Raw genomic sequence first — 26,913 nt, 5'->3', positions numbered from 1 at the left:
AAAAAATGGGATTTAAATGTGGCATAGTAGGCTTGCCAAATGTTGGAAAGTCAACCTTATTTAATGCATTAACTCAGGCTGGCATTGAGTCTGCCAACTACCCTTTTTGTACAATTGAACCAAATGTTGGCATTGTGCCTATTAATGACTCACGCTTAGATGAGTTGGCAAAAATTGTTAATCCTCAAAAAATTCTACCCACCACAATGGAGTTTGTTGACATCGCTGGATTGGTTGAAGGCGCTTCAAAAGGCGAGGGACTAGGCAATCGATCTTTAACCAACATCCGTGAAACAGATGCCATTATCCACGTCGTTCGCGCCTTTGATGATGATATTATTCACGTATCAGGCAAGGTTTCACCACTTGATGATATTGAAATTATCAACACTGAGCTTATTTTAGCTGACTTGGATGTGGTTGAAAAACTGTATCAGAGAGCCCTTAAAAACACCAAGTCAGGTCAAACAGATGGCGTCCCTCTTAAAAACCTATTGGCAAAAATATTACCTGTACTTGAACAAGGAAACAGTGTCCGCACACTCTCGTTTGACGAGGAAGAATTAAAACTACTAAAAGGCTTCCAGCTGCTCACTATTAAGCCTGTCTTATACGTTGCCAATGTAAGCGAAGACGGCTTTATTGATAACGCTTACTTGGAAATAATAGAAAAATTTGCCCACAGCGAAAATGCGCAAACCGTTGCCATTTGCGCTGAGGCTGAGGCTGAAATTGCCGAATTAGACAAAGATGAGAAGCAAGAATTTTTATCTGAAATGGGGCAAAGTGAATCAGGGCTGGACAGATTAATTAAAGCGGGATATCAATTATTAGGACTACAAACATATTTTACCGCTGGCGTACAAGAAGTGTGCGCATGGACAATTAACACTGGTGATAGCGCCCCGCAAGCCGCTGGAAAAATTCACGGTGATTTTGAAAAAGGTTTTATTCGCGCCCAAACCGTTGCATTTTCTGATTTTATTGAGTTTAGTGGTGAAAAAGGCGCAAAAGAGGCTGGAAAATTACGCTCAGAAGGCAAAGAATATATTGTTCAAGATGGCGATGTGATACACTTTTTGTTTAATGTATAAACTTATTTAACCTTGGTACAAATCATTACTAATGCAATCTAAAAAACAAACAAAATTATTATTAATTCTAGACGGCTGGGGGCATTCTGAAACCACCCAAAACAATGCTATTGCACTAGCAAATACCCCGATTTGGGATAAATTAAACCAAACCTTTCCACACTCTTTAATCCACACCAGTGGCAAAGACGTTGGCCTGCCTGGCGAGCAAATGGGAAATTCAGAAGTGGGGCATCTTAATCTGGGCGCAGGACGCACTGTGAAACAAGACTTTACTCGCATTTGTAACGAACTTCAAAATGGCGACTTCTTTAGAAACCCAATTTTAAAAAACTCATTAGAATACGCAAATGACAATAACAAGGCGGTTCATATTATGGGGCTTTTATCTGATGGCGGAGTACACTCGCACGAAGAGCAAATCCATGCTATGTTAGAAATGACACACAAACAAGGCTGTAAAAACGTCTACTTACATCTATTTACAGACGGCAGAGATTGTGCGCCAAAAAGTGCTGAAAAATACATTCAAAAACTTGAAACCAAAATGGCTGCCCTTGGTACAGGAGAAATTGTTAGCATTATTGGCCGATACTTTTCAATGGATCGAGACAATCGCTGGTCACGCATTCGTTGTGCTTATGAGCTTATCGCCAAAGGCAAGGCGAAGTTTTTAGCCCAATCTGCCCTACATGCTGTTGAATTAGCATACGCGCGCGGTGAAACCGATGAATTCATCCAATCAACCTCAATTAAAGTACCGACCTCAATTAAAAAAGGCGATGTGTTAATTTTTATGAATTATCGTGCAGATCGTGCTAGGCAAATTACACGCGCTTTTACTGATGAGGACCTTCAAGGGTTTTCACGTGGAACATTCGTCCCAACTCAATTTGTTTGTCTAACTGAGTACAAAAAAGACTTCAACCTGCCAGTGGCTTACCCGCCTTCTAAACTGAACAATGTTCTGGGCAAATATTTATCAAATTTAGGTATGACCCAACTTAGAATTGCTGAAACTGAAAAATATGCACACGTCACTTTTTTCCTCAATGGTGGTGTTGAGCAAGCTTTTAATGGCGAAGACCGCATACTAATTCCTTCACCCGATGTTGCCACTTATGACCTACAACCTGAAATGAGCGCATTTGAACTAACAGATGCATTGGTTGAAAGTATTGAAAGCCAGAAATATGATCTGATTATTTGCAATTTTGCCAACACCGACATGGTGGGGCATTCTGGCAAACTAGGCGCTACCATTAAGGCTGTTGAAACCGTTGATAGTTGCCTAGGCATTATTCATAAAGCTATGTTTGCCATTGGTGGCGAGATACTAATCACCGCTGATCATGGCAATGCAGAACAAATGATTAACCCACAAACTCACGAAGTGCATACAGCACACACCAACAACCCGGTGCCTTTAATCTTTGTTAGTGAGCGTAAAGCAGACATTGCCGAACCAGAAAAAGGTGCATTATCAGACATTGCACCAACCTTATTAGCAATGATGGATATTGAAAAGCCAGATGAAATGACTGGTAATAGTTTATTAACTTTTAAGTAAAATAACAATAAGACTAACCCCGTACAAGGAGAAACTCATGAAACAAGCTAATTTTATTGCCCCTTCGATTCTTGCAGCAGACTTTGCCAGACTAGGTGAAGAAGTTGACAATGTGCTTAGAGATGGCGCAGACATCGTCCACTTTGACGTCATGGACAATCACTACGTGCCAAATTTAACCATCGGTCCCCTGGTGTGTGAAGCGCTTAGAAGTCATGGCGTTAGTGCGCCAATTGATGTTCACTTAATGGTGAGGCCTGTTGATAGAATTATTCCTGATTTTATTAAAGCTGGCGCATCATATATTACTTTTCATCCAGAAGCATCGGAGCACATTGATAGAACACTAAGTATGATTCAAGAAGGGGGTTGTAAGGCTGGCCTAGTATTTAATCCCGCAACACCACTGCACGTATTAGAAAACGTCACGGACAAACTAGACATTATTTTATTAATGTCAGTTAACCCTGGTTTTGGCGGACAGTCTTTTATTCCTCATACATTGGAAAAATGTCGTGAAGTCAGAAAACTGATCGATGCAAGCGGCAGGGATATTCGTTTAGAGGTTGATGGTGGTGTAAAAATTGACAACATTCGTGAAGTAGCTGAAGCTGGTGCAGATACATTTGTTGCTGGCTCTGCAATCTTCAGCACTGATGATTACAAGGCGACCATTGATGCAATGCGTGTGGAGCTTGCTAAGGCTTAATTAACTTGAAGGGTTGGCCCGTTTTTGGTATAATTCTTCGCTTTATTGAATCTGTTGTAACTCTAAATCACAATAGATTCAAAAGTTGAGTCAGGGCGTCTGACTTTAAGTCAGACGCCCTGACTTGTTTTAATGTATCACGCAGCTCGACATATTAGTCAGGGTGCTCTTGCAAAAGAGTTGACTGGTAGAAGCTGTGGAAGAAGGCGTCAATAGGCGCTTTATTAACCCATGGAGAAAATATAATGGCAAAAACGTCAATGAAAAAAATGCTAGAAGCTGGTGTACACTTTGGTCATCGTTCTCGTTTCTGGCACCCAAAAATGGAACGCTTTATTTACGGCACTCGTAACGGCGTTCATATTATCAACTTAGAAAAAACACTGCCCTTGTTTAATGATGTACTTAACTTTGCAAGCAAAACTACAGCAGCCGGTGGATCAATTTTATTTGTAGGTACAAAAAGAGCAGCGAGCGATATCATCAAACAAGAAGCCATACGTTGTGGCATGCCATACGTTAATCACCGTTGGTTAGGTGGCATGATGACGAACTACAAAACCATTAAAGCTTCTATTAAACGCCTAAAAGACCTTGAGTTTTTAGCAGAAGAAAATTTTAATCAATTTGGCAAAAAAGAAGCGCTGATGATGACGCGTGAAATGGAAAAACTAGAGCGTAGCCTTGGCGGTATTAAAGATTTAGGTGGCATTCCAGATGTTGTCTTTGTGATTGACATTGGTGTTGAAAAAAATGCAGTTGCAGAAGCTAAAAAACTACACTTACCCATTATTGGTATTGTAGACACCAACCACAACCCTGAAGGCATTGATTATGTTATCCCTGGTAATGATGACTCCATCAGAGCGATTGGCTATTACGCAAGAGAAATTGCAAATGCTATTTTAGAAGCCAAAGCTGCCACTGGCGCTTCACTTGAGAAAAAAGTTTCGGTCAAAAAGCCAGAAACTAAAAAACTAGCCACCAAAAAAGCACCTGTTGAACAACCGCTAGTAAAAGAAGAGACCGTCAAAAAAGCGCCTACGCCCATTAAGAAAGACAAGCCTGAAATGCTAAATAAAACAGCTCTCAATGCAATGAAAAAAGCTGACTTAGTTGCTTACGCTGAAACACAAGGTGTCACTATTAACAATACCGACACTAAGGCGCAAATTATCGAAAAACTTGCATAGTTCAACGCATTGATTAATACATCTTTGTTACTTATAAGCGGTAAAGGTGCAATACAAACAGGAGATTAATTATGGTAATTACAGCCTCTTTAGTTAAAGAATTAAGACAAAGAACAGGCGCAGGCATGATGGACTGCAAACAGGCCTTAACTGAAACCAATGGCGACATGGGAGCAGCTATTGACTTAATGCGCACCTCAGGTGCTGCCAAAGCTGCTAAAAAAGCAGGTCGTGTTGCAGCTGAAGGCTTGGTTAAAGTTAATATTAGTGCTGACAAGAAAACAGTCACTATTTTAGAAGTTAACTCTGAAACTGATTTTGTTACCAAAGGCGATGCTTTTATTGGTTTTGTTGATATGCTAGGCGCGCTGGCACTTAAAACAATACCTGCTAATATTGAAGAATTTTTATCTCAAACACTGGATAATGGCGACTCATTAGAAAAAGCACGTGAGGACATCATTGCAAAAGTAGGTGAAAATATTGCAATCAGACGTGTGCAAACAATCACAACTGATAATGGCGTCATTGGCGTGTACAAGCATGGCGAGCGTATTGCTGTAGTAACGGTATTAGAAGGTGGCGATGAAGCGCTAGCAAAAGACATCGCAATGCATATTGCGGCCAGCAAACCAGAATGCATTACTGAAGCAGAATTATCTACAGACCTTCTAGAAAGGGGAAAAGCAATCTTTGTTGAGCAAGCCAAAGAATCAGGAAAACCAGACAATATCATTGAAAAAATGATTGTTGGTCGTATGAAAAAATTTATAAATGAAGTGACGCTATATGGCCAATCTTTTGTTAAAGACCCTGGCACAACAATAGGCAAACTTACACAATCAAATAATGCACAAGTTAAGTCTTTTGTGCGATTTGAAGTTGGCGAAGGCATAGAAAAGAAAGAAGAGAACTTTGCTGATGAAGTCATGGCACAAATTCAAGGCTAGTATTAATTAAAAAAGGTGTTTACCCACCTTGCCATCCAAGACATGACCCCCTACTCATGTCTTGGTTTGTTACACACAAATACACAATAACACCAAAAGACAGAAGGCCGTCAGCTTTTCCGATCAAAGATTTCTAAACCACTCGTTCGTCCTAAAGAACGACCCTTTATCTGTTTGTTTCAAACAATTAAACAAAGTAATTAGACTATCATTTTTCAAATAAAGGAAAATGAAATGAAGAAAATAATACCTATATTATTGCTCGGCTCAACACTATCCTACGCTGCTAATATTGAAGTAACTATTAACAATATCAAACCTATCATAGGTCAATTGTCAATTGTGCTTGATACTGAAGATACCTATGATAAAAATGATAAGCCAAGTAGTGTTTTTAGTGCTAGAAAGAAAGTATCAGCCTTGAGTCATAAAATAACCATTAATAGCGTTGAGCCTGGTACTTATGCTCTTTCTATATTTCACGATGAGGATAATAATAATGAACTAAGTACCAATTTTTTTGGTGTGCCCAATGAAGGTTATGGATTTTCAAATAATGTTATTGGTAGCTTTGGTAAGCCAACATTTACAGAGGCTAATTTTGTTGTTAATGATGACAAAGAAACCATTAATCTTAGCGTGGTGTTAGTGCGATGAATAGAGGAGGATTTATAAAATCAACTAGTGGCTTAGCATTAAGTAGCTTGGCATTTCCACACCTGTCATTTGCCGAACAAGATAAGTGGATAACAGCATTTAATCAAAATCTTAAAATTAAGCCGTGGCTCATAGGCTGGTAAGGTACAAATAAAGAAGTTCTGCAAACTACTGATATTCAAATTGAAGGAAAAATACCCCAAGCATTAAGAGACTGGGTACAAGCCTTAGGTATTGAGTTAATGTACATCCCAACCAGGTAAGCCAACTCAAAATGCCTACATTGAGAGATTTAACCGTACAGTAAGACAAGAGTGTTTAGATCTGCATTTGTTTGATTCTGTTGAGCAAGCACAAGATGCAACCACACAGTGGTTATGGGTTTATAATAACGAACGACCGCACTTTGCCCTAGGTGGCGTGATAAGATGACTAGCCTCTACTTTAGAGTTGTATGGAAAATCGGAGTATTACAAGTACAAATGTTTTTTGTCATAAAAATGAAATATTCTGTTATTACAATGAAACAGCGAAACACAAGTGTAAGAGAGTCTTATTTTTTAATAAAAGAAACAGGATAAAGATAATGAAAAAAACTACAAAAATAAAACGATTGAATTTGACCAGGTTATGGATAATGCCATATCAAGACGTCACTTTCTTAGGGGTGGGGCTATAATATTTGGTGCATCTAATTTTGTTATTAGCACAGGTATTGCAGCATTAACATCAAAACAAGCAATTGCTCATTCGCATAGCCAGGTGTCATTATTGGAATTTAAAGAAATTGCTGCCAACACCCTAGATACAATAACTGTGCCAAAAGGTTTTGGCTGGTATACAGTAATGAGTTGGGGAAATCCGTTATGGTCTGATGGTAAAAGCTTTAATCATCATACTGCTGGTGATGCCAAATCTCAGGCGTTGTCATTTGGAGATAACAATAATGGCATGGATATTTTTACTCGTGATGGTAGAACCGTTTTGGCAGTTAATAATGAATATGTAAATAATGTGTCCATGTATCACAATAGAGATTCTAAACTAACAGAAAACCTAGATGATGTTATGAAGGCTAAACAAGCGCATGGCATTAGTATTGTTGAATTGCAGAGAAGGAATAATAAATATTCTATTGTTAAAGATTCTATGTATAACTGTAAAATAACAGCAGATATGCCGATGGAAATTACTGGACCAGCAAGAACTCACCAATTAATGAAAACCAAGGAAGGTCCTGCTGGCGAGCAATCTTTAGGCACTTGGAATAATTATGGCAATGGAAAGACGCCATGGGGTACTTATCTGAGTTGTGAAGAAAATTTCGATGATTATTTTTCCAGTAGTGATAAAAACTTAAAACTATCTAAAGAATTTAAACGTTACGGCGTAGGGCATGAGGATAGTAAGAAATACGCATGGGGTAAATATGATGAACGTTTTGATATTGCACTTAATCCGACAGAGCCAAATAGAGTTGGCTATGTAGTGGAAATTGATCCGCTAAATCCAAAATCAACGCCAAAGAAACGTACTGCTTTGGGGCGTTTTAAACATGAAAATGCAGAAGTGGTCATTGCTAAGAATGGCCATATTATGGTTTATTTAGGCGATGATGAGCGTGGTGAATATTTATACAAATTTGTATTTGCAGGCAAATATAGTAAGTATGGCAACAATTCAGATTTACTTGAAGATGGGGATTTGTTTGTTGCTCGATTTAATGACAACGGCACTAGTAAATAGCTGGTACTAACACCAGAAAACACTGGAATGAGTAAAGCAGAAATCTGTATTCATACACGTCTTGCTGCGTCTAAAGTGGGTGTAGCTACAATGGATAGGCCAGAATGGGTGGCTGCCAATCCCAATAAAGCCGAAGTGTATTGCGCATTGACCAATAATAAAAATAGAGGAATAAAACCAAATAAAGGTGGTGATGCGACGCCAATTAATGCAGTCATTCCAAGAATGGCTAATAGATATGGTCAAATTGTTCGATGGGCGCCTAAAAATAGCGATCACAGTGATATTAATTTTAGTTGGAATTTGGTTGCATTAGCTGGCAACCCTGAAGTTCATAAAAATAATTTAAAATCAGACTCTGAAAATATTACCAAGCATAATATGTTTAATTCTCCAGGTGGCTTAAATTTTGACTCTAAGGGCGGTCTTTGGATTCAAACTGATGGTAAATATAGTAATCAGGGTGATTTTGCTGGTATGGGTAATAACCAAATGCTTTTAGGTAATCCAAATACTGGTGAAATTAAACGTTTTTTAGTAGGCCCAAAAGAATGTGAAATTACCGGGCTTACTTGGAGTGCTGATAAAGAGACAATGTTTGTAGGTATACAACATCCTGGCGAGAAAGGGGGCTCTATTTTTCCTAATAAATATAGCGGCATACCGAGATCAGGTGTTATTGCTATTTATCGTAAAGATGGTGGTGCAATTGGATAGCATTTAACCTTTAATATTTATGGTTATTAAGATAAGTTATTAATGATGGCATTAAGATGGTTGAAATTTTGACCTAAGATTTAAATAATTTTTGCTTGCATTAGGGTGTGGGTATTGATAGCGCCAACGACTTGGTTGTGATTATCAACGACAGGCAATGAGTTTAGGTTAAATTCATCCATCATTTGTACTGCTGCCATGGCAGGCTTGTCTTTTGAGATTGATTGGCAATTAGACGTCATAACCTCGCCAATGGTTAGACTTTGAATATTAGAATGTGTCTCAAGTACGCGCCTTAAATCACCATCTGTAAAAATACCTTTTAAAATGTTGTTATCAGTAATTAATACCATACCTAAGGCTTTTTGGCTCATTACTAATAAGGCATCTAGCAATTTAGTATCAGCATTGACGATAGGTATATCGCCCCCTGTTTTCATAATGGTACTGACAAAGGTTAATAAGCGACGACCTAGTGCACCTGATGGGTGTGAGCGGGCAAAGTCATCCACACTAAAACCTTTATTGGTTAATAAGCTGATTGCTAGTGCATCACCCATGACTAAAGCCACTGTGGTTGATGAAGTTGGGGCTAGGTTATGTGGACAAGCTTCTTTTTCAACGCTGACATCAAGATGCACATCGCTAATCCTGCCAATTGAGGAGTTTGCATTTTTTGTCATGCCGATGATTAAGACACCGAGGGGTTTAATGATTGGCATTAAGGTCATAATTTCGTCAGATTCGCCAGAGTAAGAAATAGCAATCACCACATCTTCTTGTGTAATCATGCCTAAATCGCCATGCCCTGCTTCACTAGGATGAACAGCAAAGGCAGGGGTGCCAGTAGAAGCAAGTGTTGCAGCAATCTTGCCTGCAATGTGTCCAGATTTCCCCATACCAATTAAAACTACTTTGCCAGTGCAATTTTGGATTAATTGACAAGCATCAACAAAGTTTTGATCAAGTCCATCGGCCAGCATCGTTACCGCTTGTGCTTCAGTTAAAATGACTTTTTTTGCAGATTGTAATAGTGAGTTGGGCATAGCTAATAAACACATTGGTATAATGAGTGTTGATTTTATCAACACATAAGACAGGTGAGTAAAGAAAAAATAAAAATTTTATTTGTATGTATGGGTAATATTTGTCGCTCACCAACGGCAGAGGGTGCTTTTAGGTCACAAGTGGAAAAACGTGGTGTTAAACACTTGTTTGAAATAGATTCTGCAGGTACTCATGCTTATCATATCGGTGAGCAGCCAGATTCACGCTCGCAATTATCTGCTAATAAATGTCATGTTGATTTATCCTATCAGCGGGCAAGGCAAGTGCATGAGAGCGACTTTTATCATTATGATTATATTTTTGCTATGGACGCCTCAAACTTGAGCATTTTGCAGTCTATTTGTCCACGCGAGCATCAAACTAAACTGTCATTAATGCTGGATAATATTCCTAACAACCAAGGCAAAAGTGTGCTCGACCCTTACTTTGAAGGACGCTTTGATGAGGTATTTGAAATGCTAGATTGTGCCAGTGGTTTTTTATTGCAAAGCTTGTTAAAAAAATCTCTTAAATCTTGTTGACATAGGCACTCCTAACAAAGTATAATGCCTCGCTTTATTGTCTTTAAAGAAAAACCAAAAGACGATTTAATAACTTAAATATACATTATAAACTTTAGAGAAATTGGAGAAATTGCAATATGTCAACGATTAATCAATTGGTACGTAATCCACGTAAAAAGAAAGTCGTCAAAAGTGGTGTGCCAGCATTAGACAGCTGCCCTCAAAAACGTGGTGTTTGTACTCGTGTGTACACCACAACTCCTAAAAAGCCTAACTCGGCACTTAGAAAAGTTGCCCGTGTTCGACTTACCAATGCCAATGAAGTAACGACCTATATTGGTGGTGAAGGCCATAACTTACAAGAACACTCAGTGATTCTTATTCGTGGTGGTCGTGTGAAGGATTTACCTGGTGTTCGTTACCATACAGTTCGTGGTGCATTGGATACAACAGGCGTTGATGGTAGAATGCAAGGTCGTTCTAAATATGGCACTAAAAAGCCAAAGAAATAAGTAATTACAATAATTAAAACATAGAGAAATACAATGAGAAGAAGATCCGCACCTAAAAGAGAAATTTTGCCAGACCCTAAATTTGGCGATTTGGTATTGGCTAAGTTTGTTAATATTTTAATGCTTGATGGTAAAAAATCAGTGGCAGAAAAAATTGTATACGAAGCCTTAGACACCATTGAAGCTAAGGGCAATGCACAACCAATTGAAGTGTTTAAGCAAGCATTAGATAATATTGGTCCTCAAGTTGAAATTAAATCTCGTCGCGTTGGTGGTTCTACTTATCAAGTGCCAATTGAAGTTAGATCTGAACGCAAAATTGCCTTAGCAATGCGTTGGATTATTGAAGCATCACGTAAGCGTGGAGAAAAAGGCATGAAGCTTAGACTGGCAGGTGAAGTTTTAGATGCTGTGCAAAATCGTGGTAGCGCATTTAAAAAGAAAGAAGACACCCATAGAATGGCAGAAGCAAACAAAGCATTTGCTCACTTTCGCTGGTAAACACACACAGGATACAAGAAAAATGGCAAGAACAACCCCACTTGATCGTTATCGTAATATTGGTATTATGGCACATATTGATGCCGGAAAAACAACCACGACAGAGCGTATTTTATTGTATACAGGCCGTACTCACAAAATTGGTGAGGTGCATGATGGTGGTGCAACCATGGACTGGATGGAGCAAGAGCAAGAACGTGGTATTACCATTACTTCTGCAGCAACTACTTGTTTTTGGCAGGGTATGGATAAGCAGTTTGAAGACCATCGTATTAATATTATTGACACACCGGGACATGTTGACTTTACCATTGAGGTTGAGCGTTCATTAAAAGTATTAGACGGTGCTTGCGCTGTATTTTGCGCAGTTGGTGGTGTAGAGCCTCAGTCAGAAACGGTTTGGCGTCAAGCGAATAAATACAATGTACCAAGAATTGGTTTTGTTAATAAAATGGATCGTGCTGGCGCGGACTTTTTACGTGTTTGCGAGCAAATTAAAACACGCTTAGGTGGCAATCCAGTACCCATGCAAATTGCCATTGGTGCTGAGGAAAATTTTGAAGGCGTGATAGACTTAATCAGCATGAAAGCTATTTTTTGGAACGAAGCTGATCAGGGTGCAACTTACGAAACAAGGGGTATTCCCGCAGAATTACAAGAGTTGGCAGAGGAAAAACGTGAGTTCATGATTGAATCTGCTGCTGAGGCGAATGATGAGTTAATGGAAAAATACCTTGAAGGAGGTAAGCTGAGTCATGATGAAATTAGAGAAGGCATTCGTTCTCAAACCATTAAGAGTGAAATTATACCAATGTTTTGCGGTTCTGCCTTTAAAAATAAAGGTGTACAAGCTGTGTTAGATGCCATGATTATGTATATGCCATCACCACTAGATGTGGATGCTATTACAGGCATGTTGGATGATAAAGATGAGACAGTTGCTCCTAGAAAAGCGGATGATGAAGAACCATTTGCCGCGCTAGCATTTAAAATTGCAACCGATCCATTTGTAGGTAATTTGACTTTTTTCCGTGTATATTCGGGCGTATTAAAAGCAGGTGATTTTGTATATAACTCATCTAAAGGCAAAAAAGAACGCATTGGTCGTATGGTGCAAATGCATGCCAATGAGCGTGAAGAAATTAAAGAAGTGTGTGCAGGTGATATTGCCGCAGCAATCGGTCTTAAAGATGTCACGACAGGTGATACTTTATGTGATCTTAAACAGAAGATTATTTTAGAAAGAATGGAATTCCCTGAGCCAGTGATTGCCTTAGCGGTAGAGCCTAAAACTAAGGTAGATCAAGAAAAAATGGGCATTGCGCTTGGTAAATTGGCTGCTGAAGATCCTTCTTTTCGTGTGTCGACTGATGAAGAGTCAGGTCAAACCATTATTGCAGGCATGGGAGAGCTTCACTTGGACATTATTGTTGATCGTATGGTTCGCGAATTTGATGTTGAATGTAATGTTGGCGCACCACAAGTTTCTTATCGTGAGACCATTACAACCATGGTTGAGCATCAGTATAAATTTGCTAAGCAATCTGGTGGTCGTGGTCAATATGGCCACGTATATTTAAGAATTGAGCCTCAAGAACCGGGTGCTGGTTATGAGTTTGTTGATGAAATTAAGGGCGGTGTTATCCCTAAAGAATATGTACCTGCAATAAATAAAGGTATTCAAGAACAAATGGAAAATGGCGTATTGGCTGGCTTTCCTTTAGTTGATATTAAAGTAACCGTTTACGATGGCTCTTATCATGATGTTGACTCCAATGAGATGGCATTTAAAATTGCAGCCAGTAAGTGCTTGAGTGGAGGTGTTAGAATGGCTAGCCCTCAATTACTTGAGCCAATGATGGCAGTTGAAGTTTTAACGCCTGAAGATTATATGGGCGATGTGATGGGCGATATTAATAGGCGTCGTGGTATTGTCAGTGCGATGGAAGATACACTTGCAGGTAAGCAAGTTAAGGCAGAAGTCCCTTTAGCAGAAATGTTTGGTTATGCCAATGATTTGCGCTCAATGACACAAGGTCGAGCAAGCTATTCAATGGAATTTGTAAAATATACAGCAGCGCCCAAAAACGTGGTTGATGAAGTTATTGAAAAATTAAATAAGTAAGGAGCATAAAATGTCAAAAGAAAAATTCGAAAGAACCAAACCACACGTCAACGTCGGCACAATCGGTCACGTTGACCACGGCAAAACCACACTCACAGCCGCTATCACTAAAGTCATGGCAGAAGCGCGTGGTGGCGAATTCAAAGATTATGCAGATATTGATAATGCCCCTGAAGAAAGAGAACGTGGTATTACTATTTCAACAGCCCACGTTGAGTATGAAAGTGAAGCTCGCCACTATGCACACGTTGACTGCCCAGGACACGCCGACTACGTTAAGAACATGATCACAGGTGCTGCACAAATGGACGGCGCTATTATTGTTATTGCTGCTACAGATGGCCCAATGGCTCAAACTCGTGAGCACATCTTATTATCTAAGCAAGTAGGCGTCCCTTACATCGTTGTTTACATGAACAAAGCCGATATGGTTGACGATGAGGAATTGGTTGAATTGGTTGAAATGGAAATCCGTGAGTTACTAGACGAATATGATTTCCCAGGTGATGACACTCCAGTCATCTTCGGTTCAGCACTTAAGGCCTTAGAAGGCGACACCTCAGAGATTGGTGTGCCTTCCATTGTTAAATTAGTAGAAGCATTAGACACTTATATTCCAACCCCCAAGCGTGACACAGACAAGTCATTCTTAATGCCAATTGAGGATGTATTCTCAATCTCAGGTCGTGGCACTGTAGTGACAGGCCGTATTGAAACAGGCATTGTTAATATCGGTGACGAGTTAGAAATCGTTGGTATTAAAGACACACAAGCCACCACTTGTACCGGTGTTGAAATGTTTAGAAAACTACTTGATTCAGGCGAAGCGGGTGACAACGTAGGTGTGTTACTTCGTGGCATCAAGCGTGAAGAGGTTGAACGCGGTCAAGTATTGGCCAAGCCAAGTTCAATCAAGCCACATTCAAAGTTTGAAGCAGAGGTTTATATTTTAAGCAAAGATGAAGGTGGTCGTCATACCCCATTCTTTAACAACTACCGTCCACAGTTCTATTTTAGAACAACGGACGTTACAGGCGCTTGTCAGCTGCCTGATGGTGTAGAGATGGTAATGCCAGGTGACAACGTGAAAATGCAAGTAGCGCTATTGTCACCAATCGCTATGGAAGATGGTTTAAGGTTTGCCATTAGAGAAGGTGGTCGCACGGTGGGTGCGGGTGTGGTTTCTAAGGTGACGGATTAAATTAGTTAATTAAGGCGTAAGGCGCAAGGTTTATTATATAATCTTGCGTTTTTCGTTTGAGAAATTTACAACGTAAATAGACAGGATATAAAGGCACATGAGCAATCAAAATATTAGAATTAAATTAAAAGCATTTGATCATCGTTTAATTGATAAGTCAGCGCTTGAAATTGTAGAAACAGCTAAGCGCACAGGTGCCAGTGTTAGAGGTCCAATTCCTCTACCTACTAAAAAGGAGCGTTTCACTGTATTGACCTCCCCTCATGTTAATAAGAAGGCAAGAGATCAATACGAATTAAGAACTTACGTTAGGTTAATGGATGTTATTAGTCCAACAGACAAAACAGTAGATGCACTCATGAAGCTAGATTTAGCAGCGGGTGTTGATGTTGCAATTAAGCTTAATTAAGCAAGTAAATAATTTAGGAATAAGATCATGGCAATGGGTTTAGTAGGACAAAAAATAGGAATGACGCGCTTGATAAGCGATGACGGTTCTATCACACCAGTGAGTGTAATTAAAATTGAGCCCAATCGTATTGTTCAAACAAAAACAATTGATATAGACGGCTATAGTGCTGTCCAAGTAACAACAGGAGCGAAAGTAAATAAAAAAGGCGAAGCCAAAGTACGTCGTGTACCTGCTGCAATTAAAGGTCATTATGCTAAAGCCTCTCAAGAAATTGGCTTAGGGCTTTGGGAATTTAGAGTAGAGGCTGGCGACGACATAACCGATGCAACAAGTGTTGATATTTCATTATTTAGTGTTGGTCATTATGTTGATGTTGTTGGTAGGTCTAAAGGTAAAGGCTTTCAAGGTGGTGTAAAGCGCCATAATTTCCAAATGCAAGACGCCACTCATGGTAACTCAATTTCTCACCGTGCTATTGGTTCTACAGGGCAATGTCAAGAGCCTGGTCGTGTTTTTAAAGGTAAGAAAATGGCTGGTCATATGGGTGATGAGCAAGTAACCCAAGAATGTCTAAAGGTTGTTAAAGTGGACAGTGAAAGAAACATCATTCTTGTTAAGGGTTCAATTCCTGGTGCAACTAAGGGCTTTGTTAAAGTTTCTTTATCGCCTAAGAAAAACAAGATTAATCAAGAAGTTAGCAAAAATATTCAAAATAAAGTAACTGATGAAGTTGCCCAAACTGAACAAGCGTAAGGGTTTAAGATGAAATTAAAAGTATTAAATATAAGCACAAACAAGTCAAGCATTATTGAAGTGACTGATGCTGTTTTTGCAAGAGATTTTAACCAATCACTGGTTCACCAAGTGACCACAGCTTACATGTCTGGCGGTCGTCAAGGCTCCAAAGCACAAAAAAATCGTTCTGCTGTTAGTGGTGGCGGCAAGAGGCCTTGGGCGCAAAAAGGCACAGGTCGTGCCCGTGCTGGCACTACTCGTGGCCCTATTTGGCGTTCAGGCGGTGTGACATTTGCAGCTGCGCCAAAAAGTTATGCGCAAAAGGTTAATAAGAAAATGTATAAGGGTGCAATCAGTATTATTTTTTCTGAACTTGTTCGCTCTGAACGTTTAAAAGTAGTGTCAGAGTTTGACATTAAAGAGATTAAAACTAAAAATGTCACTGCATTACTCAAGGCACTTAATGTTAAAGATGCTTTATTAATGACTGATGAGTTAAATGAGAATTTATATTTATCTTCTCGTAATTTATATCATGTTGGTGTTTGTGATACACAAAGCATTGACCCGATTAGCTTGATTGGTTATGACAATGTTGTGGTAACTGAGGCAGCGTTGAAAAAAATTGAGGCAATGTTATGAATCAAGAAAAAGTATTAAAAACCTTGTTGGCACCAATCGTTTCTGAAAAAACGACCATGCTATCAGCGCACAATCAACACGCATTTAAAGTTCGTGTTGATAGTTCTAAAAGAGAAATTAAAGCTGCAGTTGAAATGCTGTTTAGCGTTAATGTTGAAAAGGTGACAACCTCAATTGTTAAAGGTAAGAAAAAAATATTTAAAGGCAGGATTGGATCACACTCAAATTGGAAAAAGGCAATGGTAAAAGTGTCTGAAGGCCAAATGATTGATGTGAGCAGCACTTAAAGAGATTATTATGGCACAAGTAATTAAAAGAAAACCAACCTCACCAGGTAGAAGATTTGTTGTTAGTATTGTAGACAAAGAGCTATATAAAGGCGCGCCTTATGCGCCATTAACACAAAGCAAAAATAGAATCAGCGGTCGTAATAACGCAGGTCGTATCACTACACGTCATAAGGGTGGTGGGCATAAGCGTCGTTATCGTATTATTGATTTTAAGCGCAATAAAGATGATATTACTGCACGTGTTGAACGTTTAGAATATGATCCAAATCGTAGTGCTAACATTGCCTTGGTTTTATATGCTGATGGTGAGCGTCGTTATATTATTGCACCTCGTGGTTTGAGTGCTGGCGATACCATTGTGTCAGGTAATTCTGTTGCTATTCAAGCAGGCAATGTAATGCCATTAAGCAACATCCCATTAGGTAGTGTGGTTCATTGTATTGAATTAAAACCCATGAAAGGCGCACAAATTGCTCGTAGTGCTGGCACCTCTGCACAGTTGATTGCTAAAGAAGGCAACTATGTTACTTTGAGGCTTCGTTCTGGTGAGGTACGCAAGGTTTTAGCAGATTGTCGTGCAACAATTGGTGAAGTTTCTAGGTCTGAACATAGTTTAAGAAAATTAGGTAAAGCAGGTGCTACTCGTTGGCGAGGTGTTCGTCCAACTGTTCGTGGTGTTGTTATGAACCCAGTTGACCATCCACATGGTGGCGGTGAAGGTAAAACCAGTGGTGGTAGACACCCAGTTTCTCCTTGGGGTACACCGACCAAGGGTTATAAAACACGTAGCAATAAACGCACAGATAGGCTCATCGTGCGTCATAGGAATAAGGGTTAATCATGGCTAGATCATTAAGAAAAGGACCATTTGTAGACGAGCACTTAATCAAAAAAGTATTAGTGGCTCAAGAAAAAAATGACAGAAAACCAATTAAAACGTGGTCGCGTCGCAGTGTTGTCGTGCCTGAAATGATTGGTCTTACGATTGCAGTTCATAACGGTAGGGCGCATGTTCCTGTGTCTATCAATGAAAACATGATTGGTCATAAATTGGGCGAATTTGCCATGACTAGAACTTTCAAAGGTCACTCTGGTGATCGCAAAGCTTAAATAGGTAGATGACAATGAAAGAAGTTAAAGCAGTACACAAATATGCAAAAACATCCGCTTTTAAGGCAAGATTGGTGGCGGATCAGATTCGTCTTAAGTCGGTAGAAGAGGCCTTAAATATTTTATCATTCAGTAATAAAAAGGCAGCAGTTTTGGTCAAAAAAGTGTTGAACTCAGCTATTTCTAATGCTGAGCATAATGATGGACTAGATATCGATGAATTACTCGTTACCAGTATTTATATTGACGAAGGTTCAACCATGAAAAGAATTCGCCCAAGAGCAAAAGGTAGAGCGAATAGAATTTTAAAAAGAACAAGCCACATTACAGTTGGCGTAAGCAAGTAGGTTTAATATGGGTCAAAAAGTAAATCCAAAAGGTATTAGATTAGGTATTGTCAAAGATTGGGATTCTAAATGGTATGCCAATAGTCAAGATTATTCTAAATATTTATTATCTGATATTGAGGTTAGAGATTATCTGTTCGATAAATTAACGAACGCTTCTGTTAGTCGTATTCAGATTGAACGTTTGGCAAATAATGCCAAGGTTACTATTCATACGGCACGTCCAGGTATTGTTATTGGCAAAAAAGGTGCTGATATTGAGCAGTTAAAGTCAACTGTTTCAAAAATGATGGGCATTCCTGTTCATATTAATATTGAAGAAATTAAAAAACCTGAACTTGATGCGCGTTTGGTGGCTGAAAATATTGCTCAACAATTAGAAAAACGTGTGATGTATCGTCGTGCTGTTAAGCGTGTGCTAGGCAATGCAACTCGTTTGGGTGCCCAAGGTATTAAAGTGATGGTTAGTGGCCGTTTAAACGGTGCAGAAATTGCGCGTTCCGAGTGGTATCGTGAAGGTCGAGTACCCTTACATACTTTTAGAGCTGATGTTGATTACTCCTCTTACGGTGCAAACACACAGTACGGTGTTATTGGTATTAAAGTTTGGATTTTCAAAGGTGAGATTCTAGATCACAAAAAAGGCACACTAGATGAGGTTGCTCGTCGTGGTGCAACGAATCAGATTGCCAAAAAATAAAGCGAAGGATTGATAAATGTTACAACCTAAGAGAACAAAATTTAGAAAAATGATGAAAGGCCGTAATCGCGGTCTTGCAACGGGTCATAAGGTTAGTTTTGGTGAAATCGGACTCCAAGCTGTGGGCAGATGTCGCATGACTGCCAGACAAATTGAATCTGCACGTCGTGCAATGACACGCCATGTTAAACGTCAAGGAAAGATTTGGATTCGTGTGTTTCCGGACAAGCCTATTACTAAAAAGCCATTAGAAGTTAGGATGGGTAAAGGTAAAGGTAGTGTTGAATATTGGGTTGCACAAATTAAACCTGGTCAGATGTTGTTTGAAATGCAAGGTGTTGATGAAACAATTGCTAGAGAAGCATTCGCATTAGCAGCAGCAAAGTTGCCAGTCAAAACGACAGTTATTAAACGGACGGTAATGTAATGGATGTTAAAGAGTTAAGAAATCAAGACGTTTCAGCACTTAATGAAACGTTGATTAAACTTCTAAAGGAGCATTTTGAGTTGCGTATGCAACATAAAAGCGCACAATTGGATGATGCTTCAAAGTTGGGAAAAACTAAAAGATCCATTGCACAAGTTAAAACTATTATTAGGCAGAAGCAAGCATGAGTGACAAAAAAGTAGAACGCGTATTGACAGGCACGGTTGTGAGTAGCAATCGTGACAAGACCATTGCTGTTTTAATTGAACGCAAAGTAAGACATCCTATTTACAAAAAATACATCAAACGCAGCACCAAAGTGCATGCGCACGATGAAAAGAATGAATGCACACGTGGTGATTTAGTTCGAGTGGTTGAAGCAAAACCATTTTCAAAAACTAAGCATTGGGCATTACTGGAAGTGGTTGAAAAATCAGTTTCTGTTGATTAATATTAAGTTTATTTAAAGAGAGTAAGTCATGATTCAAATGCAAACAAAACTTAAGGTCGCAGATAATAGTGGTGGCGTTAAAGCAATGTGTATTAAAGTACTAGGTGGTTCTAAGCGTCGTTATGCTAATATCGGCGATGTCATTAAGGTCAGTATTAAAGAAGCCGCACCGCGCGGCAAAGTTAAAAAAGGCGATGTGTATGATGCAGTTGTTGTACGTACTGCTCATGGTGTTCGCCGTAGCGATGGGTCTCGTATTCGTTTTGATAATAATGCAATTGTACTTCTAAATACAAAACTTGAGCCAATCGGTACTCGTATTTTTGGTCCAGTGACTCGCGAATTACGCAATGCACAATTTATGAAAATTGTCTCACTTGCACCAGAGGTTTTATAATGCAAAAGATTAAATTAAACGACGAAGTCATTATTATTGCCGGCAAAGACAAAGGCTCTACAGGTACAGTAACTAAGGTATTAGATTCTAAGGTGTTGGTTGAGGGTTTAAATCTTGCCAAAAAACATGTAAGACCCAACCCAAATGCAGGTGTTACGGGCGGTATTACAGAGATAGAAATGCCTCTAGCAGTTTCTAATGTTGCTATTTATAATCCAACAACTAAAAAAGCTGATAGGGTGGGTGTCCGCACTAATAAAGATGGTATTAAAGAAAGATTTTTTAAATCAAATGATGAAGCAATCGTTTGATTAAGTATAAGGAAATATAAGCGTGTCTAGATTACAAGAACAATATAGAAATGAAATTTTACCAGCTTTACAAAAAGAGCTAGGTATGTCTAATCCTATGCAAGTGCCTAAGATTGAAAAAATTACAATCAATATGGGATTGGGTAGTGCATTGGGTGATAAAAAGGTGCTGCAAAGTGCATTGGAAGAAATGAGCCTTATTTCTGGTCAGAAGCCACTAACTTGTAATGCGCGTAAATCAGTGGCAAGTTTTAAGTTAAGAGAAGGAAACCCAATTGGTTGTAAGGTCACTTTACGCAAGGAAAGAATGTATGAATTTCTTGATCGCTTAGTTAATATTGCCATTCCTCGTATTCGTGATTTTCGGGGTTTAAAGGCCACTGCATTTGACGGTCGTGGTAATTACAACATGGGTATTACTGAACAAATTACGTTTGCTGAAATTGATTTTGAAAAAGTAACAAGAGTGCGTGGGATGGATATTGCTATTACCACCACTGCAAAAAGTGATGAAGACGCTAAGAAACTATTGGCAATGTTTAAATTCCCATTTAAAGGATAAGAAAAATGGCTAAAAAGTCTATGATAAATAGAGACATCAAGCGCACAAAGCTGGTTGAAAAATACAAAGCAAAACGCCTTGAGCTTAAGAAAATTATTAAGAGTATTAACGCATCTGATGAAGAGCGTTTTCAAGCAACCATTAAATTGCAAGCTCTGCCACGTGATGCTTCACCAACACGTCAGCGTAGTCGTTGCGCTTTGACAGGTCGCCCACATGGTTTTTACCGTAAGTTTGGTCTTGCTAGAACCAAACTTAGAGAGCGCACCATGAATGGTGAAGTTCCAGGTTTATCTAAAGCAAGCTGGTAAGGAGAAATAATATGAGTATGTCTGATCCTATTGCTGACATGTTAACGCGCATTCGCAACGCGCAAATGGTTGAGAAAAAAGAAGTTAATGTTCCAGCGTCAAATTTAAAATCTGCCATTGTAAGTGTGATGCAACAAGAAGGCTATATTGAATCTTTTAGTGTTGATGGTATTACTGCTAGTAAAACATTAAACATCAAATTAAAATATTATGACAACAAGCCAGTTATTGAAAAATTACAGCGCATATCAAAGCCAAGTTTAAGAGTTTATGTGGGTAGTTCACAAATGCCAAGTGTTATGAATGGCTTAGGTATTGTTATTGTTTCTACGCCTAAAGGCGTGATGACTGGACAAGCAGCACATGAGCAAAATGTAGGCGGCGAAGTTTTGTGCAACGTTTACTAATATTGGAGAGTTAGAATGTCTAGAGTTGCAAAATCACCCATTACCATACCAACTGGTGTTGAAGTTACCATTACTGGTAATTTAATGTCTGCCAAGGGCAAGTTGGGTCAGTTGAATATGAATGTCCATCCTTGCGTTGTAATTACAAATACTGATGATAAACTTAGTTTTGATATTACTATCGCTGAAAAGAAAGAGCAAAAGAAAGCTTGGGTTCAAGCTGGTACAGCAAGAGCCAATACTGCAAATCTTATTCAGGGCGTAACAGAGGGCTGGGAAAAGAAGTTGACCTTGATTGGTGTTGGTTATCGTGCCAAAGCAATGGGAAAAGTGTTGGATCTTACATTGGGTTTTTCGCACCCAATTAATTACAAACTCCCAGAAGGCATTACAGTTGAAACACCTTCTCAAACTGAAATTGTCATTAAAGGTATGGACAAGCAAAAAGTAGGTCAAGTGGCCGCTGAAATTAGAGCTTATCGTCCGCCAGAGCCTTACAAAGGTAAGGGTGTTCGTTACACTGATGAACAAGTTGTTCGTAAAGAAGCTAAGAAGAAATAATTGACTAAGGTATTAATATGAAACTTTCTAAAAAACAAGCTCGTTTAAGAAGAGCAACCAAATTTAGAGCCAAGCACGCACAAAGAAGTGTTGAGCGCTTATGCGTTCACAAAACTGCACAGCATATTTATGCTCAGATTATTAGCCCTTGTGGTACTAAAGTGTTGGCTTCTGCTTCAACATTAGCAACCAAACTTAAAAATGGTGGTAATGTAGATGCAGCAACTAAAGTTGGTGAGGCAATCGCTAAAGCTGCTACTAGTGCAAAAGTAACAAAAGTCACCTTTGACCGCTCTGGATTTAAATATCATGGTCGCGTTAAAGCATTGGCTGATGCGGCGAGAGAAGGTGGTTTGGACTTCTAAGTTGTTAATAAGATTAATTAATAAAAATATTAAAAAGGCGTAAATAATGACTGAATATAAGAAAAATAACAACAACGATGATAACGATTATATTGAAAAATTGGTTAATATCCGTCGTGTTGTAAAAGTAGTGAAAGGTGGGCGTATCTTTGGTTTTTCAGCGCTAGTTGTTGTTGGCAATGGTAATGGTAAAGTTGGCTATGGCACAGGAAAAGCGCGTGAAGTACCTGCTGCTATTCAAAAAGCAATGGATAAAGCACGTAAGGCAATGAAGTCTGTGCCACTGGTGAACGGCACGCTTCATTATCCAATTACCTCAAGTGTTGGCGCAGCTAAAGTTTATATGCAGCCAGCTTCAGAAGGTACGGGTGTTATTGCTGGTGGTCCAATGCGTAGCGTATTAGAGGCAGTGGGTGTGCATAATATTTTGGCGAAATGCAACGGTACTCGTAACCCAATTAGTGTGGTGCGTGCAACGGTTGAAGGTTTGACTTCTATGTCATCTCCACAATTGGTTGCTGCCAAGCGTGGTAAGACTGTTGATCAAATTACTGGGGAAGGGTAATGGCTGAAGAAAACAAAGTAGTTAAAAAAGTAACAGCAACTAAAAAATCAACTGTCAAAAAAGCATCTGTTAAACAGGCGAAAACACCAGAGAAAAAAACACTAGTTAAAGCCGCACCTAAAAAAGCAACAGTCACTAAAAACACACAAACATCTAGTAAGCACAATACAGTTAGTGTCACCCTAGTTAAGAGTTTTTATGGTCGCTTACCATCTCACCGTGCAACCATTGCAGGGCTAGGCTTAAAGCGTATTAACCATACAAAAGAGCTTAAAGATACGCCTGAAATCAGGGGCATGATTAATAAAGTGGCTTACTTACTAAAAGTAGAGGATTAAGAAAATGAACGTTATGCAATTAAATACGTTGTCACCCGCCGAAGGCGAGAAGCAATCAAGAAAACGTGTGGGCCGTGGCACTGGTAGTGGCTTTGGTAAGACTTGTGGTCGTGGCCACAAGGGTCAAAAAGCACGCTCTGGTGGTTTTAGCAAGATTGGTTTTGAAGGCGGTCAAATGCCTTTGCAACGTCGTCTTCCAAAGGTTGGATTCTCATCAAGAGTATCCATTATTACCTCACAAGTGACACTATCTGAAATTGATAGACTGACTGAGATTGACATTACTATTGATGTTTTAAAAGCACACAACTTAGTCACTAAAAATATTAAACGTGTTAAAGTCATGCTTTCCGGTGAAATTACTAGAGCAGTCACATTGACTGGTATCAAAGCAACTAAAGGTGCAAAGTTGGCGATTGAAGCCGTTAAAGGCTCAGTGAACGAGTAAATTATGAACCAACCCTTAGGCCTCTCTCAAGATTTATCAAAGCGCATCCTTTTTTTACTGGGTGCGTTAATCGTTTTTAGGTTGGGTACGCATATTACCATTCCATTTATCTCAAGTGCCGCACTTGCCTCACTCGTACAAGATCAACAAGGTACGATTTTGGATATGTTTAATATGTTCTCAGGCGGCGCGTTAGAAAGATTATCTATTTTTACTTTAGGTATTATGCCCTATATTTCGGCATCAATTATTATTCAGTTGATGACCTCTGTTATACCAAAGTTAGAGCAATTGAAGAAAGAAGGTGAAACAGGCAAACGTAAAATTACACAATACACACGCATAGGTACAGTGGTATTAGCAGTATTTCAATCTTATGGCATCTCTATTGCCTTACAATCACAAAGTGCTGGTGGTGTTGCTTTGGTCACTCAAGGTGGCTTTACCTTTAGTATGGTGACTGTCGTGACATTAACCACAGGTACTTTATTTTTAATGTGGTTGGGTGAACAAATCACAGAAAAAGGCATTGGCAATGGCATTTCAATGATTATTTTTGCCGGTATTGTTTCAGGCTTACCTTCAGCATTGGGCTCAACTTTATCGTTGGTATCTACAGGTGAACTAACCATTATTTTGGTGGCAATTTTATTAATCATGACGTTGTTAGTGACAGCCTTTGTGGTCTTTATGGAACGAGGGCAACGCCGTATCACGGTTAATTATGCCAAACGTCAACAGGGTCGTAAAATGGTTGGTGGTCAGAGTTCATATCTACCGTTAAAAATTAATATGGCAGGTGTTATCCCACCAATTTTTGCCTCATCAATTATTTTATTTCCGGCAACTTTAGGAGGCTGGTTTTCGCAAAGCGAGGGTATGGGCTGGTTGGCAGATTTAACTGCTAGCATTTCTCCAGGACAGCCTTTATATGTGTTGTTTTATGGGCTGGCCATTGTATTTTTTACCTTCTTCTATACGGCACTAACATTTGATTCAAAAGACACAGCTGATAATTTACGCAAGTCAGGTGGTTTTATTCCAGGTATTCGACCAGGCAAGCACTCGGCAGATTACATTGATTCAGTTATGTCTAGGCTAACGGCATCTGGTGCGGTTTATATCACTGCTGTTTGTTTGTTGCCAGAGTTTCTAATTTTATATTGGAATGTGCCATTTTACTTTGGTGGTACTAGTTTGTTAATCATCGTCGTTGTGGTGATGGATTTTATTGCACAAGCCCAATCTCACCTAATGTCTAATCAGTATGAGTCATTAATGAAGAAGGCAGGTTTAAACTAAAAAAAGGTCATTATTATGAAAGTAAGAGCATCGGTTAAGAAAATTTGTAACAATTGTAAAACTATCAAGCGTCATGGCGTGGTTCGTGTTATTTGTAAAGAGCCTCGTCATAAGCAAAGACAAGGTTAATTAGGATTGACATTGGAAAGCTATAAGCGTAAAATTATGGGTTTTTCAAATTTAGTATTGCGCGCTTTTTATTAAGAAAAAAAAAAGTTGCGTAATAATAGAAAGAGGCAAGAATACAAGGAAAATAAGTCTATGAAACAGAAACACGTAGAGGAGGTATAAGATAAATGGCTAGAATAGCAGGCATAAACATCCCGACACATAAACATATTGTGATTGGCTTACAGTCAATTTTTGGTATTGGTGATACCAAAGCAAAAATGATTTGCACGACCCTTAAATTAAACCCAGCCACCAAAGTTATTGATATTGCTGAAGATCAGTTGGAATTAATTCGTGCAGAAGTTGCTAAGTATGAAGTTGAGGGTGATCTTCGTCGTCAAGTTGCTATGGATATTAAACGCCTAAAAGATTTAGGCTGCTACCGTGGTGTTCGTCATAGAAAATCACTACCACTACGTGGTCAAAGAACAAAAACAAACGCAAGAACTCGTAAGGGTCCTCGTCGTTTAATTAAATAATCATAGGTAGATATTATGGCTAAAACACCCACAAAAAAGAAGTCTAAAAAAGTAATTACTGATGGTATTGCACACATTCATGCAACGTTTAATAATACCATTGTGATGATTACAGATCGTCATGGTAATGCAGTTTGTTGGGCGACCTCAGGCGGTTCTGGTTTTAGAGGCTCAAGAAAATCCACACCGTTTGCTGCACAAGTAGCTGCAGGTAGTTGTGGTGAGAAAGCATTGGCTTTTGGCATGAAAAACTTAGAAGTTCGTGTTAAAGGCCCTGGTCCTGGTAGAGACTCAGCAATTCGTGGTCTTAATGCACAGGGTTTAAAAATTCAATCAATCACAGATGTGACACCAATCCCTCATAATGGTTGTCGTCCTTCTAAGAAACGTAGAGTATAAGGATAAATTATGGCTAGATATACTGGACCTACTTGTAAATTAGCACGTCGCGAAGGCACGGACTTATTTCTTAAAAGTAGTATTAGATCACTGGATTCTAAATGTAAGGTGACTCAATTTCCTGGCATGCACGGTGCTAATGCACGCCGTCAAAAGGGCACAGAGTATGGTTTACAATTACGTGAAAAACAAAAAGTAAGGCGTATTTATGGCATTTTAGAAAAGCAATTTCGCCTATATTACAAAAAGGCGTCGCAAAAGAAAGGCTCTACAGGTGAAAATTTATTATCATTGCTTGAGTGTCGTTTGGATAATATTGTTTATCGCATGGGTTTTGGTTCCACGCGTGCCGAAGCGAGACAACTAGTTTCGCATAAGTCTATTTTGGTGAATGGCTTGGTTGTTAACATTCCTTCTTACCAAGTGAGTGTTAATGATGAAATCTCAATTAGAGAAAAAGCTAAAAATCAAAGCCGTATTCAATTAGCACTTGAGTTGGCTGAACAATCAACTCAACCACAGTGGCTTGATATTGATAACAAAGCACTGAAGGGTGTGTTTAAAAATGTTCCTGCTCGTGATGAGTTACCATCAGACATTCAAGAACATTTAATCGTTGAACTGTATTCTAAATAAG

At 39.1% G+C, this 26,913-nt stretch carries 38 protein-coding genes and 3 pseudogenes; 40 read left to right on the top strand and 1 reads right to left on the bottom strand.

Translation table 11 applies throughout. The features are described from left to right. Positions 1-5 precede the first annotated feature (5 nt). The 9 genes and pseudogenes from ychF (at position 6) to CVFO_RS08030 (ending at position 8,636) form a co-directional block, all read left to right on the top strand. Positions 6-1,094 carry a redox-regulated ATPase YchF gene (ychF, locus tag CVFO_RS08070; protein WP_201339505.1) on the top strand — a complete coding sequence of 363 codons (1,089 nt, stop codon included), beginning with the start codon at positions 6-8 and terminating at the stop codon, positions 1,092-1,094. A 31-nt stretch (positions 1,095-1,125) separates the two neighbouring features. Then, complete coding sequence (gpmI, locus tag CVFO_RS08065) at positions 1,126-2,664, top strand: 2,3-bisphosphoglycerate-independent phosphoglycerate mutase (protein ID WP_201339504.1); 1,539 nt, start codon at positions 1,126-1,128, stop codon at positions 2,662-2,664. A gap of 37 nt (positions 2,665-2,701) precedes the next feature. After that, positions 2,702-3,373, top strand: coding sequence for a ribulose-phosphate 3-epimerase (gene rpe, locus CVFO_RS08060; protein ID WP_201339503.1), 672 nt, complete (start codon positions 2,702-2,704; stop codon positions 3,371-3,373). Positions 3,374-3,618: 245 nt separating this feature from the next. Continuing rightward, positions 3,619-4,383: pseudogene (rpsB, locus tag CVFO_RS08055) on the top strand (30S ribosomal protein S2); the annotation flags it as partial. 254 nt (positions 4,384-4,637) lie between these two features. Further along, positions 4,638-5,516 (top strand): translation elongation factor Ts, encoded by an 879-nt coding sequence (gene tsf, locus CVFO_RS08050; RefSeq protein ID WP_201339501.1) that lies wholly within the window; start codon positions 4,638-4,640, stop codon positions 5,514-5,516. Positions 5,517-5,750: 234 nt separating this feature from the next. Next, positions 5,751-6,173, top strand: a complete 423-nt coding sequence (locus CVFO_RS08045; protein WP_201339500.1) for a DUF2141 domain-containing protein — start codon at positions 5,751-5,753, stop codon at positions 6,171-6,173. After that, positions 6,170-6,316, top strand: coding sequence for a hypothetical protein (locus CVFO_RS08040; RefSeq protein WP_201339499.1), 147 nt, complete (start codon positions 6,170-6,172; stop codon positions 6,314-6,316). The genes CVFO_RS08045 and CVFO_RS08040 overlap by 4 nt, the downstream gene beginning before the upstream one ends. Positions 6,317-6,388: 72 nt before the next feature. After that, a pseudogene (locus tag CVFO_RS08035) lies at positions 6,389-6,605 on the top strand (integrase core domain-containing protein); the annotation flags it as partial. 198 nt (positions 6,606-6,803) lie between these two features. Beyond that, positions 6,804-8,636 (top strand): annotated as a pseudogene (locus CVFO_RS08030) (PhoX family protein). 80 nt (positions 8,637-8,716) lie between these two features. On the opposite strand, the gene CVFO_RS08025 reads toward CVFO_RS08030, so the two are convergent. Then, entirely contained in the window at positions 8,717-9,697 is a 981-nt protein-coding gene (locus CVFO_RS08025) for a KpsF/GutQ family sugar-phosphate isomerase (protein ID WP_201339498.1), read from the bottom strand. A 39-nt stretch (positions 9,698-9,736) separates the two neighbouring features. On the opposite strand from CVFO_RS08025, the gene CVFO_RS08020 reads away from it, so the two are divergent. From CVFO_RS08020 to rpsD, 31 genes are all read left to right on the top strand, one after another. Further along, positions 9,737-10,225 carry a low molecular weight protein-tyrosine-phosphatase gene (locus CVFO_RS08020; protein ID WP_281064400.1) on the top strand — a complete coding sequence of 163 codons (489 nt, stop codon included), beginning with the start codon at positions 9,737-9,739 and terminating at the stop codon, positions 10,223-10,225. A 119-nt stretch (positions 10,226-10,344) separates the two neighbouring features. Further along, a complete protein-coding gene (gene rpsL / locus CVFO_RS08015) occupies positions 10,345-10,719 on the top strand; it encodes a 30S ribosomal protein S12 (protein ID WP_201339497.1) in 375 nt (124 codons plus the stop codon). Between the two features lie 33 nt (positions 10,720-10,752). Next, on the top strand, positions 10,753-11,220 hold the full coding sequence (rpsG, locus tag CVFO_RS08010; protein WP_201339496.1) for a 30S ribosomal protein S7: 468 nt from the start codon (positions 10,753-10,755) through the stop codon (positions 11,218-11,220). 22 nt (positions 11,221-11,242) lie between these two features. Beyond that, positions 11,243-13,345: an elongation factor G gene (fusA, locus tag CVFO_RS08005; RefSeq protein WP_201339495.1), complete on the top strand. Its 2,103-nt coding sequence runs from the start codon at positions 11,243-11,245 to the stop codon at positions 13,343-13,345. Between the two features lie 10 nt (positions 13,346-13,355). Next, a complete protein-coding gene (gene tuf, locus CVFO_RS08000; protein ID WP_201339494.1) occupies positions 13,356-14,546 on the top strand; it encodes an elongation factor Tu in 1,191 nt (396 codons plus the stop codon). A 97-nt stretch (positions 14,547-14,643) separates the two neighbouring features. Beyond that, the gene (gene rpsJ, locus CVFO_RS07995; protein ID WP_011737582.1) at positions 14,644-14,955 is read left to right on the top strand and encodes a 30S ribosomal protein S10; all 312 of its coding nucleotides are present in this window, start codon (positions 14,644-14,646) and stop codon (positions 14,953-14,955) included. 27 nt (positions 14,956-14,982) lie between these two features. Beyond that, positions 14,983-15,711, top strand: coding sequence for a 50S ribosomal protein L3 (gene rplC / locus CVFO_RS07990; protein WP_201339493.1), 729 nt, complete (start codon positions 14,983-14,985; stop codon positions 15,709-15,711). 9 nt (positions 15,712-15,720) lie between these two features. Further along, a complete protein-coding gene (rplD, locus tag CVFO_RS07985; RefSeq protein WP_201339492.1) occupies positions 15,721-16,335 on the top strand; it encodes a 50S ribosomal protein L4 in 615 nt (204 codons plus the stop codon). Continuing rightward, on the top strand, positions 16,332-16,622 hold the full coding sequence (rplW, locus tag CVFO_RS07980; RefSeq protein ID WP_201339491.1) for a 50S ribosomal protein L23: 291 nt from the start codon (positions 16,332-16,334) through the stop codon (positions 16,620-16,622). Before rplD ends, rplW begins: the two co-directional genes overlap by 4 nt. Before the next feature lie 10 nt (positions 16,623-16,632). Then, positions 16,633-17,463 carry a 50S ribosomal protein L2 gene (gene rplB / locus CVFO_RS07975; RefSeq protein ID WP_201339490.1) on the top strand — a complete coding sequence of 277 codons (831 nt, stop codon included), beginning with the start codon at positions 16,633-16,635 and terminating at the stop codon, positions 17,461-17,463. A 2-nt stretch (positions 17,464-17,465) separates the two neighbouring features. Further along, positions 17,466-17,735, top strand: a complete 270-nt coding sequence (gene rpsS, locus CVFO_RS07970; protein ID WP_201339489.1) for a 30S ribosomal protein S19 — start codon at positions 17,466-17,468, stop codon at positions 17,733-17,735. Positions 17,736-17,749: 14 nt separating this feature from the next. After that, positions 17,750-18,082 (top strand): 50S ribosomal protein L22, encoded by a 333-nt coding sequence (gene rplV / locus CVFO_RS07965; RefSeq protein ID WP_201339488.1) that lies wholly within the window; start codon positions 17,750-17,752, stop codon positions 18,080-18,082. Between the two features lie 7 nt (positions 18,083-18,089). After that, positions 18,090-18,782 (top strand): 30S ribosomal protein S3, encoded by a 693-nt coding sequence (rpsC, locus tag CVFO_RS07960; RefSeq protein ID WP_201339487.1) that lies wholly within the window; start codon positions 18,090-18,092, stop codon positions 18,780-18,782. 16 nt (positions 18,783-18,798) lie between these two features. Then, complete coding sequence (gene rplP / locus CVFO_RS07955) at positions 18,799-19,209, top strand: 50S ribosomal protein L16 (RefSeq protein WP_201339486.1); 411 nt, start codon at positions 18,799-18,801, stop codon at positions 19,207-19,209. Further along, positions 19,209-19,397: a 50S ribosomal protein L29 gene (gene rpmC, locus CVFO_RS07950; protein WP_201339485.1), complete on the top strand. Its 189-nt coding sequence runs from the start codon at positions 19,209-19,211 to the stop codon at positions 19,395-19,397. Before rplP ends, rpmC begins: the two co-directional genes overlap by 1 nt. Then, positions 19,394-19,660: a 30S ribosomal protein S17 gene (gene rpsQ / locus CVFO_RS07945; protein ID WP_201339484.1), complete on the top strand. Its 267-nt coding sequence runs from the start codon at positions 19,394-19,396 to the stop codon at positions 19,658-19,660. Before rpmC ends, rpsQ begins: the two co-directional genes overlap by 4 nt. 28 nt (positions 19,661-19,688) lie before the next feature. Beyond that, positions 19,689-20,057 carry a 50S ribosomal protein L14 gene (gene rplN / locus CVFO_RS07940; protein ID WP_174605730.1) on the top strand — a complete coding sequence of 123 codons (369 nt, stop codon included), beginning with the start codon at positions 19,689-19,691 and terminating at the stop codon, positions 20,055-20,057. Next, positions 20,057-20,368: a 50S ribosomal protein L24 gene (gene rplX / locus CVFO_RS07935; protein WP_201339483.1), complete on the top strand. Its 312-nt coding sequence runs from the start codon at positions 20,057-20,059 to the stop codon at positions 20,366-20,368. The genes rplN and rplX overlap by 1 nt, the downstream gene beginning before the upstream one ends. 22 nt (positions 20,369-20,390) lie before the next feature. Continuing rightward, positions 20,391-20,930 (top strand): 50S ribosomal protein L5, encoded by a 540-nt coding sequence (gene rplE / locus CVFO_RS07930; protein WP_201339482.1) that lies wholly within the window; start codon positions 20,391-20,393, stop codon positions 20,928-20,930. 5 nt (positions 20,931-20,935) lie between these two features. Further along, entirely contained in the window at positions 20,936-21,241 is a 306-nt protein-coding gene (gene rpsN, locus CVFO_RS07925; RefSeq protein ID WP_201339481.1) for a 30S ribosomal protein S14, read from the top strand. A gap of 11 nt (positions 21,242-21,252) precedes the next feature. After that, on the top strand, positions 21,253-21,648 hold the full coding sequence (gene rpsH, locus CVFO_RS07920; RefSeq protein WP_201339480.1) for a 30S ribosomal protein S8: 396 nt from the start codon (positions 21,253-21,255) through the stop codon (positions 21,646-21,648). A gap of 15 nt (positions 21,649-21,663) precedes the next feature. Then, positions 21,664-22,209: a 50S ribosomal protein L6 gene (gene rplF, locus CVFO_RS07915; protein ID WP_201339479.1), complete on the top strand. Its 546-nt coding sequence runs from the start codon at positions 21,664-21,666 to the stop codon at positions 22,207-22,209. Between the two features lie 17 nt (positions 22,210-22,226). Continuing rightward, the gene (gene rplR / locus CVFO_RS07910) at positions 22,227-22,574 is read left to right on the top strand and encodes a 50S ribosomal protein L18 (protein WP_201339478.1); all 348 of its coding nucleotides are present in this window, start codon (positions 22,227-22,229) and stop codon (positions 22,572-22,574) included. Positions 22,575-22,620: 46 nt separating this feature from the next. After that, the gene (rpsE, locus tag CVFO_RS07905) at positions 22,621-23,139 is read left to right on the top strand and encodes a 30S ribosomal protein S5 (RefSeq protein WP_201339477.1); all 519 of its coding nucleotides are present in this window, start codon (positions 22,621-22,623) and stop codon (positions 23,137-23,139) included. Then, a complete protein-coding gene (gene rpmD / locus CVFO_RS07900; protein ID WP_201339476.1) occupies positions 23,139-23,477 on the top strand; it encodes a 50S ribosomal protein L30 in 339 nt (112 codons plus the stop codon). Before rpsE ends, rpmD begins: the two co-directional genes overlap by 1 nt. 13 nt (positions 23,478-23,490) lie before the next feature. Then, on the top strand, positions 23,491-23,925 hold the full coding sequence (gene rplO / locus CVFO_RS07895) for a 50S ribosomal protein L15 (protein WP_201340446.1): 435 nt from the start codon (positions 23,491-23,493) through the stop codon (positions 23,923-23,925). 3 nt (positions 23,926-23,928) lie between these two features. Next, positions 23,929-25,227 (top strand): preprotein translocase subunit SecY, encoded by a 1,299-nt coding sequence (gene secY / locus CVFO_RS07890; protein WP_201339475.1) that lies wholly within the window; start codon positions 23,929-23,931, stop codon positions 25,225-25,227. A gap of 15 nt (positions 25,228-25,242) precedes the next feature. Continuing rightward, on the top strand, positions 25,243-25,356 hold the full coding sequence (gene rpmJ, locus CVFO_RS07885) for a 50S ribosomal protein L36 (protein WP_201339474.1): 114 nt from the start codon (positions 25,243-25,245) through the stop codon (positions 25,354-25,356). 167 nt (positions 25,357-25,523) lie between these two features. Further along, a complete protein-coding gene (rpsM, locus tag CVFO_RS07880) occupies positions 25,524-25,877 on the top strand; it encodes a 30S ribosomal protein S13 (RefSeq protein ID WP_201339473.1) in 354 nt (117 codons plus the stop codon). Positions 25,878-25,892: 15 nt separating this feature from the next. Next, the gene (rpsK, locus tag CVFO_RS07875; protein WP_281064399.1) at positions 25,893-26,276 is read left to right on the top strand and encodes a 30S ribosomal protein S11; all 384 of its coding nucleotides are present in this window, start codon (positions 25,893-25,895) and stop codon (positions 26,274-26,276) included. Between the two features lie 9 nt (positions 26,277-26,285). After that, on the top strand, positions 26,286-26,912 hold the full coding sequence (rpsD, locus tag CVFO_RS07870) for a 30S ribosomal protein S4 (protein ID WP_201339472.1): 627 nt from the start codon (positions 26,286-26,288) through the stop codon (positions 26,910-26,912). Position 26,913 lies beyond the last annotated feature (1 nt).

The sequence above is a fragment of the Isorropodon fossajaponicum endosymbiont JTNG4 genome (assembly GCF_016592615.1).
Lineage (GTDB): Bacteria > Pseudomonadota > Gammaproteobacteria > PS1 > Pseudothioglobaceae > Ruthia.
This window is presented reverse-complemented; position numbering and strand designations above follow the sequence as displayed.